Source organism: Flavobacterium difficile, assembly GCF_011392115.1.
Lineage (GTDB): Bacteria > Bacteroidota > Bacteroidia > Flavobacteriales > Flavobacteriaceae > Flavobacterium > Flavobacterium difficile.
The window spans coordinates 1-16,529 of the sequence record NZ_JAAJBT010000005.1 but is presented as its reverse complement, the minus strand read 5'-3'; the positions used below and the strand labels follow the sequence as shown (position 1 = coordinate 16,529).

Genomic DNA, 16,529 nt, shown 5'->3' with positions numbered 1-16,529 from the left:
ATGTCCTAAAAAAAAACTTAAGTACATATATAAAACTCGTAACTTCTTACTATCTTTGCACTCGATTAAAATTTCACTTTTGGAAACAAATACTATAACCCTAAAATCAGTTTTTTTAGATTTTAAAGAAATTACCAAAGCTGGCTTAGCCATTAGCGTGGTGTTTTCTTCTGTCGTTGGTTATTTGTTAGGGTTTTCAGAAACGCATCCTTTTCGGTTTTCTACACTTGTTTTTTTAGCAATTGGTGGATATTGTATGGTTGGAGCTTCTAACATTTTCAACCAAGTTATTGAAAGAGATTTAGATGCAAAAATGGATCGTACCAAAAACCGTCCTGTGCCCTCTGGTAGAATGTCTGTAAACAAAGCGCTGACTATAGGTTTTGTGCTAACTTTTATTGGTTTGGTTGTTTTGTATTTTATTAATCCAAAAACAGCTATGTTTGGAGCCATTTCTATTTTTATGTACGTTAGTTTGTATACGCCATTAAAAACAATTACTCCTTTGTCTGTTTTTGTAGGTGCTTTTCCCGGTGCCATTCCTTTTATGTTAGGTTGGGTTGCCGCTACAGGAAATTTCGGAATTGAAGCAGGGACACTTTTTTTAATACAATTTTTTTGGCAATTTCCGCATTTTTGGGCTATTGGTTGGTTTCTTTATGACGATTATGAGAAAGCAGGTTTTTTTATGTTGCCAACTGGACAGAGAGATAAAAAAACAGCCATACAAATCATCTTGTACACTTTTTGGTTAATTATTGCTTCTGTGTTGCCAGTGTTTGCTTTTACTGGAATGCTGCAGTTGTCAGTTGTCGGCGCAGTTCTAGTTTTTTTATTAGGCTGTTGGATGATGTACCATGCCGTTCAATTGTACAAAAAAAGAGATGCGCAAACCGCAAGAAAATTAATGTTAGTTAGTGTAACTTACATAACTTTGTTGCAAGTTATTTATGTTATCGATAAATTTGTGTAGTAAATAAAATAGTTCGTGATATATGAAAATAGATTTTGATTGTTTTTATATTTCTCCCAATGTTAATAGGCATGAAGCATAAATGATTTTACATGATTATGTGTTTAAAATAAAATAATTAAAAATGGAAACTCTATCAATACAAGAAGCTTACGATAAAAAAGCTAGAACATACAAAATGTTATTATATTTTGGTATGATTAGCATTATTATGATTTTTGCAGGATTAACTAGTGCTTTTGTGGTTAGTAAACAGCGACCAGATTGGCTTAAAGATTTAGTTATTCCGAGTACTTTTGTGTACAGTACTGTTGTTTTATTGCTAAGTAGTGTTACTTTTTATTTAGCAAAAAAAGCTATTAAAGCTAACAAACGTTCATTAACTTCAACTTATCTATTAATTACTTTTGTTTTGGGTATAACGTTTGTGTATCTTCAATTTAAAGGATTTGATTTGTTGTTCAATCAAGGGCTAGTTCCTTTTGGTTCTTCAAGTAAAGTAACTATTTCTTTTTTGTATGCTTTTGTCTTTGTTCATGTGGCACACTTGTTTGGCGGCATGATTTCATTAATTTATGTAATTTATAATCATTATAAACAAAAATACAATTCCTCGCAATGCCTTGGTATTGAGCTAAGTGGCATCTATTGGCACTTTATGGATTTTATTTGGGTTTACTTGTTTTTATTTTTCTATTTTTTCAAATAGAAAAAAATCAATAAATTTGGGAACTTTTTAACAATAACTATAATATGAGCGCTACGGTTAATAATGAACACGCTTTAGACGGAGGTCCAGGACCAATGGGAGCCACTTACGGTAAAATGATGATGTGGTTCTTTATCGTATCAGATGCTTTAACCTTTTCAGGTTTTATTGCAGCATACGGTTTTTCTAGATTTAAATTTATCGAAACTTGGCCAATCGCCGATGAGGTATTTACGCACTTTCCATTCTTACACGGTGTAAACGCACCTATGTATTATGTGGCTTTGATGACGTTTATTCTTATCTTTTCATCTGTAACAATGGTTATTGCTGTTGATGCAGGACACAGATTACAAAAAACAAAAGTAGCAGTTTACATGTTGCTAACTATTATTGGTGGTTTTATGTTCTTAGGTTCTCAGGCTTGGGAGTGGAAAAATTTCATCAAAGGAGAATATGGTGCGGTTGAGACTGCAGGTGGTTCTATCCTTCAATTTGTGAAGCCAGATAAAAATGAAAAATCAGGTTACAAAAGAGTTAAATTAGAAGAATTTGCGGCTAATTTAAATGAAGAAAGAGAACAATTGACTAGAGACAAAGGGGTTTGGTTTATGGAAGATAAGTTTGCCTTGACAAATTATTCTTTAAATGAAGTGAATCAAGGTTTTAAATCTCATCCAGAACTTTTAGTTAGAACAGAATTTATCAAAGACAAAGAAAAAACTGTTCTTTCTCGTGAAGAATCTGAAAAAAGATTAAAAGACGCCGTTTTAGTTGTTGAAGGTGCGAACTTAGTTAGAAACGAATACGGACACAAATTATTTGCAGATTTCTTTTTCTTTATTACAGGATTCCACGGATTCCACGTATTTTCTGGAGTATTGCTTAATATCTTAGTTTTCTTTAATGTATTGTTAGGTACTTACGAAAGAAGAAAAAGTTATGAAATGGTAGAGAAAGTTGGTTTATATTGGCACTTTGTCGATTTAGTATGGGTGTTTGTATTTACATTCTTCTACTTAGTTTAATTTTTAGTAAAAAAAAATAGTATGGCACACGCACATGAATCAAATATGAAAAGAATCTGGATCGTTTTCGGATACTTATCAATAATTACAACGGTAGAAGTTGCTTTAGGTATCTTAAAACCGGACTCATTATTTAAGAATAATTTTTTGAGTATGAGTTTGCTTAACTGGATATTTATTATATTAACGGTTGTAAAAGCTTACTACATTATGTGGGCATTTATGCACTTAGAAGGAGAAAAGAAGAGTTTGCGCTGGTCTATTGTAGCGCCTTTAGTTTTCTTAATTTTATATCTATGTTTCATCGTTTTGGTTGAAGCAGATTATATTTTCGAGGTATTCGATAATTCTCATTATAAATGGATTTTTTAACAAAATTTATATAATTGTATCCCGACTAACGTCGGGATTTTTTTTTACCTTTGTTTTTCAAAATTTAGCTTTCTAAAATGAAAAAATATATCGTTTTATCTGTTCTATTCATCTTGCCAATTGTGGCTTATATGTTTTTCGCTACAGCTTCTCATAATTCTCTTTTTCTTCCAATTATTTCGAAAAACCATTTAGATGTCCCTAATCAGTTCGTCTCTTTAAACAATGAAAAAATTACCTTAGATAAAAACATCACCGTATTAGGTTTTCCTGGAAGCGATATCGATGAAGTTAAAGCAAATTTATTTAACCTAAATCAGAAGATTTACAACAAATACAGCGGTTTTAAAGATTTTCAAATGGTAATGATTTTACCTGAAGGCAATCAAGATAAAATTAAAGCCATTATGTTAGAGTTTCGTAGGTTGTCTAACGATTTAAAAAATTGGCATTTTCTTTTTGGAAAGCCTGGAGACATTGAAAAGTATTTTAGTACATTTAAATTTAAAAACAAGCTAAACGATAAAACGGGAAGCTCTTTTGTGTATATTTTAGATAAAGATAGAAACTTGCGTGGAAGAACCGGTCAGAAAATTAAAGATAAGATAGAATACAGAGAAAGCTATAACACTATTTCTGCTGCTGAATTGCATAATGAAATGTCGGATGATGTTAAAATTCTTCTTCGTGAATACCGTTTAGCTCTTAAAAAGAATAAGCGTAAAGATGATTTTAGAGATAAAATTGAACAAGAAGTAATTAAAAAGTAATTTATTAACTTTTTAATTCATTTTGTATTTTAAAAAAATTTAAATTATGAAAAAAAACTCTTACATCGGAATATCATTTATTGTTTTGTTGTTCGGAATTTGGACAGTAAAAGAACTATCCGAACGTTTCAAAGAAAATGATTTAAAAGTCCTTACTAAAGTACCAAGTTTTGAATTAACAGACCAAAATGGCAAGAAAATTTCGGATAAATCATACTTGGGTAAAGTGTATGTTGTTGAATTTTTCTTCGCAAATTGTTTAACCATTTGTCCAATTATGAATAAAAATTTAGTTCAGGTGCAAGATGAATTTTATGGCAATTTAGATTTTGGAATCGCATCCATTACAATTGATCCAGAGCATGACACTCCCGCTTTTTTAAAAGAACATGCTAAAACGTTAGGCGTAAAACATCCTAATTGGCATTTTCTTACTGGAAATTCAGATTATATCATGAATTTAGCGAACAAAGGATTTTATATTCAAGCAGGAAAAGATGCTAAAGCACAAGGTGGATTTGGACATTCAGGTCAATTTGCCCTTATCGATAAAGATGGAAATATTAGAAGTAGAAAAGATAAATTTGGCAACCCAATTTTATTTTATGATGGTTTAGAACAAGCGGGTATTGATGCCTTAAAAGAAGATATAAAATTACTACTTGAAGAATAATAAAAATTAATAATTTAAAAAGATTTTTGAGTTCTAACATTCAATGTGAACTTTTTAATCAGTGTTATAAAATTTATCAAAATGGAAAACAATACCGAAACAAAATATAATAAGTTAATTACAGCCGTATCGATAATTATCCCAGTAGCTGTTGCCGCTCTATTTGGTGTTAATTTAAAAAAGTTAGGTTATGATGTAGAACCTTTACATGAGTTACCTCCAATTTATGCAACTATAAACGGAATAACAGCTGTTTTATTAATAGTTGCTGTTTTGGCAATTAAAAACGGAAAAAGAAAATTGCATGAAAATTTAATGAAAATAGCGATTGCTTGTTCGTTAGCTTTTTTACTTATGTATGTGGCGTATCACATGACATCTATTTCAGCAGTATATGGAGATGTTAATCATAATTCTGTTTTAGAAGAAACAGAGCGTGTAGCTATTGGAAGCTCTAGAGGTATATATTTGTTTATTTTGTTAACACATATCGCGCTTTCGGTTATCATCATTCCATTAGTTTTAATCACATATGTGAGAGCTTTAGCACAACGATTTGATAAACATAAAAAATTGGCTAAAATTACTTTTCCAATTTGGTTATATGTGGCAATTACAGGTGTAATAGTTTATCTTATGATTTCTCCTTATTATGTTAAGTAAGAGCAAAGGAAAAAGTATAAAGAGCCAGGTAAGTAGCAGTAAGTTTTTTTACTTTTTACTTTTTACTTGTTTCTTTTTTCTTGAAGGAAACGCACAATGTGCTATGTGTCGAGCTTCACTTCAAAACGAGGCCAATAAAGCAGTTGCGGAAGGTGTAAACGACGGAATTGTTTATTTGATGGCTATACCTTATATTTTAGTTGCAGGTGTTTTTTATGCGGTATGGCGATTAAAACAAAAAAAGAAAGCACAAGCATCAAGTTAATATAAAAAATCCCGATCATATTTTAAATAATCGGGATTTTTTAATTGTAAATTCAAAATCGTAAATGCGATTAATCCATTCCATCAATCGTAATTTTCATTGTTCCTGTAGAAGTTATGAAGGCTACAATTCCTTTTTCGGTTAACTCCATTTTTTCAAAGACAAAATCGTTCAGTTTTCCATTTACGAAAACGCCTTTCATCGGTGAATAATTTGAAAGATAAGGCAACATGTTTTTCTTACCATCTTCTAAATTTGGTCGGATCGAATATTTACAATTTTCTTTAATTTTATTTAAGATTATTCCTTGAAGTAACCAATTGGCTGTTTTAGTTAAAATGCCTTTGGTGTTTAATACATAATCCATTTCTTCAAAATAAATTTCTTTGGTTTCCGAGTTGTATTTCGGAATTCCAGCTAAATAAATGGTGCCATTCACAGAGCCTAACATGTCTAACGCAATAATCATTTTACCATCTTTATACCATAAATCTACTTTTTGAACTGTAACTTTTCGTTTTCCAGATCCGAATTCTTGACCCATGAAGTTTTTCGTCATAATTCTACTTGCGCTTTCATAAGTAGAAACTGCTGCTACAGCCGCATTAAAATCGGAAGGAATTTTACTTACAGCTTTCGAAATTATTTTAGTTCTATCAAATCCGTTTTTTGGTTTTTGCCCAATTAAGGTTTGCATCATACATTTCATTCCTAAATTCATCGTAATTTTAGAATGGCTCAAAACGGCATTTGTGCTATAAATTTCATTGGGTACCAGTTTAAACCAAGTTTCATAGGTTTCATTTGCCATAAATGGAGTAGAAATGGTTTCTAAAACATTTAATACTTGTTCTTTAAAATCGCAACTTTTGTTGATGGCTTCGTCGATCATTTTAGCAACTTTTCCTTTAAAAATAGATAAAGTCGGATTAATGATATAGGTTATTGGAACATTTTTTCCTGCAACTAAAATACTCGGGCTTTCACTCCATTCGAAATCTTCAATTTTAGATGTAGTATTCAGTTTCCAATTGGCAAAATTAGCTTTACTTTTTAAAGTTATAGTTCCGTTTAAGTTGATTTCTCGGGTATCGTTCAATCCTAAAAATTCGGTTCCGTATTTAATTTTTGCCCAAATTTTTAACGGAATAACAGATAGTATTTCTCCGTTTTTCTCTACTAGTTTAATATCATTCGTTTTCCAAATTTTCATTTCGGTTTTGTCGTCATTTAAAATCGAATCGGAATAAATTAAACCTTTTAAGTTTTTATTTAGTTGGTGTTCAATTTCTTTCATGCTAACTTCCATTGGCATTGAAATTAAGGAAGTTTTATTACTAAAAACTATTGGAGCATTATCTGTTGGTTCGGGTTTTATGGTGTCAATTCTTTTGGTAGAGCTACAACTAAAAAGTCCCATGGTTAAGATTCCAAATAGCAAAATTTTAATTTTTATATTCATGTGTAAAAGGTGTTTTAACTAGTTCGTAGAAACATAACAAAAAGATTGACTAAATATTGTTTCGTTTTTAGATTTTAGCCATAAAAGTAAAATTTTAATTGGAAACTGTAACATTTTTTAAAAAATATGGTCAAATAAGAAAACAATTATCATAATGAAGTCAGTACAACTAGTTTTTGTATTATTTTTAGTAAGTGCTACATCTTTGGCCCAGGCAAAAAAATGGACCTTAAAAGAATGTATCAATCATGCTATAAAAAATAATATTTCTATAAAACAATCAGAATTAGATTTACAATCAGCGGCGATTACAAAAAAGGATGCGATTGGTAATTTTTTGCCTTCAGTGAATGCATCAGGTTCACATTCTTGGAATATTGGTTTGAACCAGAATATTACTACAGGATTGTTGGAAAATCAAACTACTCAATTTACATCTGCTAATTTGAATGCTAATGTAGATATTTATAGAGGTTTGCAAAATTTAAATCAGCTTAGAAAAGCGAATTTATCCATACTAGCCTCTCAATATCAAGTTACTAAAATGCAAGAAGACATTGCTTTAAATGTAGCTAATGCCTTTTTACAAATATTATTTAATAAAGAAAACTTAAAGGTACAAACGGTTCAAAATTTATTAGATACCAAACAATATAACAGAACTTTAGAATTAGTAGAAGCGGGTAATGTTCCTAGAGGAGATTTGTTAGACATTCAAGCTACCATGGCATCAGGTAAACAAAGAATTATAGTAGCCGAAAACGCCTTATTATTATCAAAGTTAAGTTTGGCTCAACTGCTACAAATTCAGGATTTTCAAAATTTTGATATTTCAGAAGATGATATTCCTTCAATGTTGTCTACAATCTTAAATGAATCAGCAGAAGCAGTAATCGCAAAAGCAAAAGAAAACAGAACGGAATTAAAAATCGCAAAAACCAATTTACAAATAGCGGAAAAAGACATTTCGATAGCAAAAGGTGCCTATTTACCAACTTTATCTGCTTTTTACGGATTTAATACAAGAGCATCAAATTCAAATAGTTTTGATATTGTAAATGGAGCTCCAGTAATTACCGGTGCAAAACCAATTTTTGATCAGTTTGATACAAATAAAGGTCAAAATTTCGGATTGTCTTTAAATATTCCAATTTTTAACGGCTTTGCTACTCGAAATAACGTACAAAGAAATAAGGTAAATTTCGAAAAAGTAAAATTGAACGTTTCACAACAAGAATTAGATATTGAAAGAAATGTATTCACAGCTTACACCGATACAAAAGCCGCTAAAGAAAGTTATGAAGCTGCTTTACAAATTGAAAAAGCAAGAGAATTGGCCATGCAGTATGCCAAAGACAGATACGAAATTGGTATGATGAATATTTTCGATTACAACCAATCGCAAACTGCTTTCGTAAATGCACAATCAGAAGTATTAAGAACCAAATACGATTATATTTTTAGAATTAAAATTTTAGAATTTTATTTCGGAATTCCACTTATAGAAAAACAATAAAGTCATGTCTAGAAAAAAATTATTTATCATTTTAGGAAGTGTAGTTGCTGTAATTGCGCTATTAATTATTCTGAAAAAATCAGGAAAAATTGGAAGTAACGACGAAGGAAAAGTAGTTGAGACTGCTAAACTTGAAACCAATACTATTATTGAAACTGTTTCTGCTACAGGTAAAATTCAACCAGAAGTTGAAATAAAAATTATGCCAGAAGTTTCAGGTGAAATTATCGCCTTAAATGTAAAAGAAGGACAAGAAGTAAAAAAAGGGCAGTTGTTGGTTAAAATCAATCCAGATATTTATACTTCAGGTGTAGATAGAACCGTTGCGTCTTTATCTACTTCAAAAGCGGGTGTAAGTCAGGCAGATGCTCAAGTTAAAGAAGCTAAAGCGAATTACGACAGAAATAAAAAGCTTTTTGAGAAAGGCGTGATTTCTCGTTCAGAATGGGACAGAATTGTTTCGGCTTATGAAGTAGCTGTGGCGAGTAAACAATCGGCATATTATCAAATGAAATCAGCTTCGGCTAATGTAACTGAAGCGAGTGATAATTTAAAACGTACCACTATTTTTGCACCAGCTGATGGAACAATTTCGAAATTAGATATCGAATTAGGTGAAAGAGTACTAGGACAACAGCAAATGGCTGGTACAGAAATGATGCGAATTGCCAACTTAAACAATATGGAAGTTGAAGTAGATGTGAATGAAAATGATATTGTGAAAGTTAACATAGGCGATTCGGCTAAAATTGAAGTAGATGCTTATTTAAAAAGAAAATTTGATGGAGTGGTAACAAGTATTTCAAATTCGGCAAATACTGGATTAACTGCAGATCAGGTTACAAATTTTAAAGTTAAAGTACGATTAGTGAAAGATTCTTACCAAGATTTATTAGAAGGAAAACCGGTAAGTTATTCGCCTTTCCGCCCAGGAATGACGGCTACGGTTGATATAGAAACTAAAAGAAGTACAAACGTTTTGGCAGTGCCAATTAGCGCAATTGTAATAAAAGATGATACCACTTCAACTAAAAAAGATGTGGTGGCAGAATTGGAAAAAGAAGAAGCAGAGAAAAAAGGAAACACACCAAAAAAAGATATTAAATTTGAATGTGTTTTTGTTAAAGTAGGAGATAAGGCTAAAATTAGAGTGGTTAAAACTGGAATTCAAGACGATACCAATATAGAAATTTTATCAGGTTTGAAAAAAGGCGATGAAATTATAATTGGGCCATATACGTTGGTTTCTAAAGAGTTAATGCCAAATGATAAAGTTCGATTAGAAACCAAATCGGATAAAGATAAAAAAGAAAAAGAGCAGAAAAGTTAGTTATGAATAGATTTTGATCATTAAAAGACACAAGAAATTGTGTCTTTTTTTGTTTCTTTGTGTACTTAATTACTTTAATATGGCAATACTTCTAAATATAGAAACGGCAACAAAAAATTGTTCTGTTGGATTGGCTAAAGATGGAGAAACAGTAGCGCTAAGAGAAATCGCTACACAAAACTTTTCTCATGCTGAAAAATTGCACGTTTTTATTGAAGAGTTATTTCTAGAATCAAATCTAAAGTTACAAGATTTAGATGCGATTGCTGTTAGTCAAGGTCCAGGTTCTTATACCGGATTGCGAATTGGTGTTTCCGCTGCAAAAGGGTTGTGTTATGCTTTATCTGTTCCTTTGATTTCAGTAGACACTTTAGAAGTTATTGCTCGAAAAATCACTGTCGAAAATGGAATTATTGTACCTATGATAGATGCCCGTAGAATGGAAGTATTTTCTGCTTTTTTCGATACGAATTTCAATAAGATAAGAGAAACTCAAGCAGAGATTATAGACGCAACCAGTTATGGTGAATTTTCAGAAACCTTGCACTTAATTGGTGATGGTGCCATGAAATTTAAAGCGGTTTTAACCGATGCTAAATTTAAATACTATCCAGAAATTGAATTTCCTTCAGCTATAGAAATGGCAAAAATTTCTTACCATAAATACCAAAATAATCAATTTGAAGATGTAGCGTATTTCGAACCTTTTTACTTAAAAGATTTTGTAATGTTGACGAAGAAGTAAATAGTCTTGCTATGAGAAATAAGAATATTCTTAAATTGTTTTTTACATTCATAATTATCCTTTTTATTCTAGGATGTAATAATTGGCAATATTATATTTCTCAAAATAGTTATGGCAGGATGCAACTCAGAGAAATGAAACTTAAGAAATCTTTTGATTCTACAAAAATTGACTTGATTGACCTCAATACAATTTATTATCTTCATGATAAAGATGAAAATATAGACATAGAATTCAATTTCATTTTTAGATTTTTTAAGAATGGCCAATATGCTTTTTTTTCAAGAAGTGATAAACCAATAGTGAATTTAACATACAAGGATATTGATTTTAATGATTTAAAAAAAGCAAGATATGTCGGTTATTATAATGTTAGAGATAAAAATGTAAAAATTGAATTTCCAAATCATCCTTTTGTAGGTAGTATGAAAAAATACAGGATTTTACCTAATGGAGATATAGAATTAAGAATAACTTCAAATTATAGACATCTTTATAAAAAGATATATGTTGATAATTTGAAAGATGTTAAGCCAGATTGGTAAAACATATAATAAAACACTCCGCTATATTTCCCCTCTTTTAGAGGGGTGCCCGAAGGGTGGGGTGTAATAAATAATTTATAATATGTCAGAATCTTTAAATATAAATGGAATTCCTTTAAAAACTAACTATATTATCAATCTTCCCTATAACTACACATTAAAAAACAGAGCAAAAGCCTTAAGAAAAGCAGGTAATTTTGCTGAAGTTGTATTTTGGAAGCAAGTTAGAAACAAAGAATTCTGGAAATTAGATTTCGACAGACAAAGAGTAATCGGAAATTATATTGTTGATTTTTATGTAAAAAGTTTAGGACTTGTAATTGAAATCGATGGCGAAAGTCATAACGAAAAAGAAAATTATGATGCCAAAAGAAATGAGTTTATGATTTCTCTTGGAATTAGAATTTTTAGAATTTCTAAACTTAGAGTGCTACATGATTTAGACAATGTAATGTTAGAATTAGAAGATTACATTGTTCAAGAATATAAAGTTTGACACCCCGACCTACGGCCACCCCTCTATAAGAGGGGAATTAAAATGCGCCTAAATCTATATACTCACCAAATCTTTACACTGCTCTAAAATATCCGACTTTACTTGTGGATAATTGGCATTTTCTGTCCAAACTCTGGCGCTAAAATGGATAGAAGTTTCTGTAAAATTAGCAATAAACACATCTGATTTAGGTTCTTTTAAAACCAAAGGATGTTGATTAATTATAGACAATATGTTGCTTTTGATAGCTGTTACATCTGAACTGTAATTAGTGATAATTTCGATATCTACTCGTCTTGTATTTAGTTGACTGTAATTTTTTATTTTCCCGTTAGATAAAATTCCGTTAGGTATATAAACTATTTGGTTTGTGGCTGTAATTATTTTTGTAGAAAAAATTAAAATTTCAGAAACACTTCCTTGTTCGCCTTGCACCTCGATGACATCACCAACTCGAAAAGGCTTAAATAAAATTATCAATATTCCTCCAGCAAAATTAGACAAAGAACCTTGTAGCGACAAACCAACTGCTAATCCTGCAGCTCCTAAAATTGCTACAAATGAAGAAGTTTCTACTCCTAATTTAGAAATTACGGCAATAAAAACCATGATTCTTAAGGTCCAAAAAATAATGTTTCCTAAAAAGTTAGTCAATGTAATTTCAACATTTCTTTTAGTCATTATTTTTTTGGCCGTTTTAGTGATAAAACTTGTAAGCCATAAACCACCAAATAAAAGAATGAGCGCAATTGCGATTCTTGGTGAATAATCGAAAATTATGTTTTTTATAGTATTTAAATACGGTTGAAATTCCATAGAAGTTTTTTTGCAAAAATAAAAAAGCGTTCTAAATCTAGAACGCTTTTTTTATATTTTATTTATTAGATTATCCGTTCATTGCTTCCACAATAATCGTGTTGTTTTTTAGCATATCACGTAACATGTTTTCAATTCCATTTTTCAAAGTAAATGTTGAAGAAGGACAACCACTGCAAGCACCTTGTAAAGTTACTTTTACAACGTTTGTTGTTTCGTCATATGAGTTAAACGTTATGTTTCCTCCATCGCTTTGAACAGCTGGTTTTACGTATTCTTCTAGAATGTTGATGATTTCCTGAGAAGTAACATCTAAATTATCAAAAAAAGCATCTTGTTTTATTTTGAAGTTATCTGTTTTCTCAATTAAACTTTCATCTACAACTAAATCGGTTTGTTCTAAATATTGTTTTAAAAACGTACGCAATTCTAGCGTTATTTCTGACCATTCTGCAATGTCATATTTCGTAATCGAGATATAATTTTCGTCTATAAATACTTCTTTAACAAATGGGAAACTAAACAAGTCTTTGGCTAACGGAGAGGCTTTAGTTTGGTCAATATTTTTACATTCTACAGCCGTATTGGTTAGTTTTTTGTTGGCTACAAATTTAGTAACCGCAGGGTTGGGTGTAGATTCCGCATAAATGGTAATTGGATTTTTCTTGGTTATAGTTTCTTCCAAAATAATTTTACCGCCTTTTTCAATAAATTCTTCAATTTGTTGGGCTACATCATCTTGTACGTCTTCCCATTCTACAATAGAAAACTTCTCGATTGCAATGAAATTTCCAGAAATATAAACCGATTTTACAAACGGAAGATAGAATAATTGTTTTGCAAGTGGAGAATTTTCAGTTTCATCGATGTTCTTAAATTCAAAGTTTTGATTTTTAGTGATATAATCTTCTAGTTCAAATTTAACAATCGACGTATTATTTGTGACTTTTATCGATATTTTGCTCATTTCAATCCTTTTTTTGCAAAGATACAAACATTGCTTAAACTAAAGTTATATATTTGAATATTATAATTATATTAACACAACGATATATAATATGAAAAAAATAGTATTTTTTTGTTTTTTGTTATCCACACTCTTAACAAATGCTCAATTAAACGTTAACAATACTTTATTCTCACCTGCAGATTTAATATTAAGTAAATTGATTGGGGATGGAATTTCAGTGTCTAATGTAAAATATAATGGTAGTGTGCCTAACGCTTTAATTACGAATAACCAATTAGGGTTTTATACTACAGGTGTAACACCCACAAATTTAGGTTTGTCGAGTGGATTATTGATGACTAATGGTTCGGCAACTGGTGCTATCGGTCCGAATTCAGTTGGTGGTAGTACAACTGCTTCAAATTTTCCAGTTAATGGCGACCCTGATTTAGCTATGATTGCGAGTTTGTCTATCAATAATATTTGTATTCTAGAATTTGATTTTATTCCTGTTGGACCTGAAGTAAAATTTGAATATGTTTTTGCATCAGAGGAATATCCCGAATTTGTGGGTACTTCATTTAATGATGTCTTCGGTTTTTTCTTAAGTGGTCCTGGAATTACTGGTCCTTATTCTAATGGGGCAAAAAATATAGCTTTATTGCCTAATTCTACTACAGCCATTTCTATTAACAATGTGAATCCGGGTTTAAATAGTAGTTATTATGTTAGCAATCCAGCTGGAGGTTTTATTCAATATGATGGTTTTACAACTGTTTTAACGGCCAGATCAGAAGTGCAATGTGGGCAAACGTATCATATCAAACTTGCACTTGCAGATGTTGGAGATTCTGCTTACGATTCTGCAGTATTTTTTAAAGAAGATAGTTTTTCTGTACCTAATTTAAATTTAGGTGGGGATATGGTAGGACCAAGTAAAGCTTGTTGTGGAGATAAATTATCTTTTTCTACTCCTTTTAATCTTACTGATTATCCTGGAGCAGTTCATGAATGGTATTTTGAAAATGTTTTAGTTTTTACATCGAGTACATCCAATCAATTTATATTTGATAATCCGTCATGTACCAATGGAACACTTAAAGTTGTGGTAAAACCTTATCCCACACAAGCTTGTACTTTTGATGATGAAATAGTCATTCAATATCAATATGGTCCAACATTAAACACTCCACCGCCATTGACCTTGTGTTCTGATACACCTGCAACAGCTACTGGTCAGTTTAATTTAAATATGCAAATAAATAACATCATTCCAAGTTATAATGCAGATTATGAAGAACTTGGTTTTTATACCACTAGAGATGATGCTTACAATAACGTAAACGCGATTCCTGTTGCTTCTTGGAGTGCTTATAATGGAACAGAAAACCAATCTATTTTCTTAGGTGTGTCTAATATTATTTTAACAGGTAATGTTTGTCGTTCTGTAATGGAGTTTAAATTAAAATTTGTGAATTGTGATGATGTAGATTGTAGTTTAAATCCAAGCTCAGCTGTTTTCAACCTAACAAATAGAAAACCAATCATTTTAAATGGTTTTGATCCTACTAAATATTCCATTAGTTTTCATCAGTCTATGGCAAATGCAGTGGCTGGAATTTTACCAATTACGCCAGAAAATGCTTATTCTTTAACTACCAATCCTGAAGAGATTTATGTACGATATTGGGAAAACGCGGTGCCTGTAAACAGACAATTTACTCAATTCACACTTTTAGCTAATCAGGCTAATTTTGCTGGAAATGATGGTAATTTAGTTTTCTGTAAAGACGATACAATAACTTTTAATCTGTTTGATTATATCTCTGGCGAACAAGCTGGTGGAACTTGGTCTGTTGTTTCAGGTTCAGGAGCCAATTTAAATTTAGCAGCTGGTACCATAGCTTCAAATAATAGTCCTGCAAATTATGTATTGGAATACAGAGTGGATGCGAGTTCGAGTTGTCCTGCAGATATTAGTACCTTAAATGTAACAATTAATCCAGTTTGTGGTGTACAAACGCCACCTGATTTGATACTTTGCGATGATAGTAGTAATAATGGAATAGAAATTTTCGATTTATCTGTTCAAAATACAACCATTTTAGGAAGTTTATCTAGTGCAGATTATACTATATCGTATCATGATGACAGCACAGATGTATTAAGTGGTGCTTCTCCAATTTCTCCAATTACAGCTTATCCGAATACGTCAAATCCTCAAACTATTTATATTAGAGTGATTAAAAATTCAGATGGTTCTGTTTTTGATACTTCGAAAACTTTTCAATTGCTTGTAAAACCGCAGCCAGTTGTGTCAAATTTTACAGGTACAACTACAATTTGTTTTGGTTCTTCAACAGGTTTAGTTTTTTCAGGAACTCCTAACACAACCATAATTTATACAGACGGTACTACTAACCAATCTGTAGCGATTGGTTCAACGGGTTCTGAAACGGTTCTTGTTTCACCAAATTTTACAACAACGTATAGTTTAATTAGTATTGCGTCTAATTCTACTCCAATTTGTACAAGTCCAGCCTCTGGAAGCGTTACAGTAACAGTAAATCAGTTGCCTTTATTAAGTTCTACGCCTTTAAATGGTGAAGCATGTTTTGGGGAACAATGGACTCAAAACTTTTTTGGTACTCCTAACGCTACGATTACTTTAACAGACGGAACGAATACATATAATGTTGTTTTAGATGCTACAGGTACACAAACATGGGTTTCTCCGGCATTAACTGTAAATACAACATTTACTTTAATCAACATAGCTTCAGCTACGATTCCAGTTTGTAATCAGTCTTTGACTGTTCCGTTTACTATATCACTGGTTCCTCTTGCTACAGCAAGTGCCATTGGAAATACTACATGTATTAATACTTCGGGGCAATTAAATTTTACCGGGTCACCGTTTTCAACAGTGAGTTTTACTGATGGAACTACAGCGTATACTCAATTATTAGATTCAAGTGGAGTTGGTGTTTGGAATTCACCAATTTTGGCTTCAAATACGACTTATACTTTAACATATGTTACAAGTGGTTCTCCGAATGTAGTATGTGATAATACACTTTCTAGTACTGCTACCATCACAGTTAACCCGAACAATACGGTTTCACCGGCTTCATCGTCACCGGTTTTATGTGTGAATACCAACTTACCGATAATAACTCATACAACAACGGGTGCAACTGGGATTGGAACACCAACA

At 31.4% G+C, this 16,529-nt stretch carries 17 protein-coding genes; 14 read left to right on the top strand and 3 right to left on the bottom strand.

Going from position 1 to position 16,529, the window contains the following annotated elements; genetic code table 11:
- Positions 1-64 precede the first annotated feature (64 nt).
- From cyoE to G4D72_RS13540, 8 genes are all read left to right on the top strand, one after another.
- A complete protein-coding gene (gene cyoE, locus G4D72_RS08985) occupies positions 65-973 on the top strand; it encodes a heme o synthase (protein WP_166077543.1) in 909 nt (302 codons plus the stop codon).
- A 124-nt stretch (positions 974-1,097) separates the two neighbouring features.
- Positions 1,098-1,682: a cytochrome c oxidase subunit 3 gene (locus tag G4D72_RS08980; protein ID WP_166077346.1), complete on the top strand. Its 585-nt coding sequence runs from the start codon at positions 1,098-1,100 to the stop codon at positions 1,680-1,682.
- A gap of 44 nt (positions 1,683-1,726) precedes the next feature.
- Complete coding sequence (locus G4D72_RS08975; RefSeq protein WP_166077345.1) at positions 1,727-2,710, top strand: cytochrome c oxidase subunit 3; 984 nt, start codon at positions 1,727-1,729, stop codon at positions 2,708-2,710.
- A 21-nt stretch (positions 2,711-2,731) separates the two neighbouring features.
- A complete protein-coding gene (locus G4D72_RS08970) occupies positions 2,732-3,082 on the top strand; it encodes a cytochrome C oxidase subunit IV family protein (RefSeq protein ID WP_166077344.1) in 351 nt (116 codons plus the stop codon).
- A 77-nt stretch (positions 3,083-3,159) separates the two neighbouring features.
- Complete coding sequence (locus G4D72_RS08965) at positions 3,160-3,852, top strand: hypothetical protein (RefSeq protein ID WP_166077343.1); 693 nt, start codon at positions 3,160-3,162, stop codon at positions 3,850-3,852.
- A 46-nt stretch (positions 3,853-3,898) separates the two neighbouring features.
- On the top strand, positions 3,899-4,525 hold the full coding sequence (locus tag G4D72_RS08960) for an SCO family protein (RefSeq protein WP_166077342.1): 627 nt from the start codon (positions 3,899-3,901) through the stop codon (positions 4,523-4,525).
- Between the two features lie 81 nt (positions 4,526-4,606).
- A complete protein-coding gene (locus tag G4D72_RS08955; protein ID WP_166077341.1) occupies positions 4,607-5,188 on the top strand; it encodes a DUF420 domain-containing protein in 582 nt (193 codons plus the stop codon).
- A 103-nt stretch (positions 5,189-5,291) separates the two neighbouring features.
- Positions 5,292-5,453 carry a hypothetical protein gene (locus G4D72_RS13540; protein ID WP_317165238.1) on the top strand — a complete coding sequence of 54 codons (162 nt, stop codon included), beginning with the start codon at positions 5,292-5,294 and terminating at the stop codon, positions 5,451-5,453.
- Between the two features lie 70 nt (positions 5,454-5,523).
- Here G4D72_RS13540 and G4D72_RS08945 read toward each other — a convergent pair whose 3' ends face one another.
- On the bottom strand, positions 5,524-6,915 hold the full coding sequence (locus G4D72_RS08945; protein WP_166077340.1) for a DUF4403 family protein: 1,392 nt from the start codon (positions 6,913-6,915) through the stop codon (positions 5,524-5,526).
- A 154-nt stretch (positions 6,916-7,069) separates the two neighbouring features.
- Here G4D72_RS08945 and G4D72_RS08940 point away from each other — a divergent pair, with 154 nt between their 5' ends.
- The 5 genes from G4D72_RS08940 (at position 7,070) to G4D72_RS08920 (ending at position 11,547) form a co-directional block, all read left to right on the top strand.
- Complete coding sequence (locus tag G4D72_RS08940) at positions 7,070-8,431, top strand: TolC family protein (protein ID WP_166077339.1); 1,362 nt, start codon at positions 7,070-7,072, stop codon at positions 8,429-8,431.
- A gap of 4 nt (positions 8,432-8,435) precedes the next feature.
- Entirely contained in the window at positions 8,436-9,761 is a 1,326-nt protein-coding gene (locus tag G4D72_RS08935; protein ID WP_166077338.1) for an efflux RND transporter periplasmic adaptor subunit, read from the top strand.
- A gap of 79 nt (positions 9,762-9,840) precedes the next feature.
- On the top strand, positions 9,841-10,506 hold the full coding sequence (gene tsaB / locus G4D72_RS08930; protein ID WP_166077337.1) for a tRNA (adenosine(37)-N6)-threonylcarbamoyltransferase complex dimerization subunit type 1 TsaB: 666 nt from the start codon (positions 9,841-9,843) through the stop codon (positions 10,504-10,506).
- Between the two features lie 134 nt (positions 10,507-10,640).
- Positions 10,641-11,051 carry a hypothetical protein gene (locus G4D72_RS08925; protein WP_166077336.1) on the top strand — a complete coding sequence of 137 codons (411 nt, stop codon included), beginning with the start codon at positions 10,641-10,643 and terminating at the stop codon, positions 11,049-11,051.
- A gap of 82 nt (positions 11,052-11,133) precedes the next feature.
- Positions 11,134-11,547 (top strand): endonuclease domain-containing protein, encoded by a 414-nt coding sequence (locus tag G4D72_RS08920; RefSeq protein WP_166077335.1) that lies wholly within the window; start codon positions 11,134-11,136, stop codon positions 11,545-11,547.
- A 54-nt stretch (positions 11,548-11,601) separates the two neighbouring features.
- On the opposite strand, the gene G4D72_RS08915 is transcribed toward G4D72_RS08920, so the two are convergent.
- Positions 11,602-12,363, bottom strand: coding sequence for a mechanosensitive ion channel family protein (locus tag G4D72_RS08915; RefSeq protein ID WP_166077334.1), 762 nt, complete (start codon positions 12,361-12,363; stop codon positions 11,602-11,604).
- A gap of 70 nt (positions 12,364-12,433) precedes the next feature.
- Positions 12,434-13,330, bottom strand: a complete 897-nt coding sequence (locus tag G4D72_RS08910) for a NifU family protein (protein WP_166077333.1) — start codon at positions 13,328-13,330, stop codon at positions 12,434-12,436.
- Positions 13,331-13,421: 91 nt separating this feature from the next.
- On the opposite strand from G4D72_RS08910, the gene G4D72_RS08905 reads away from it, so the two are divergent.
- On the top strand, positions 13,422-16,529 hold a 3,108-nt coding region (locus tag G4D72_RS08905; RefSeq protein WP_166077332.1), incomplete at its 3' end, for a choice-of-anchor L domain-containing protein.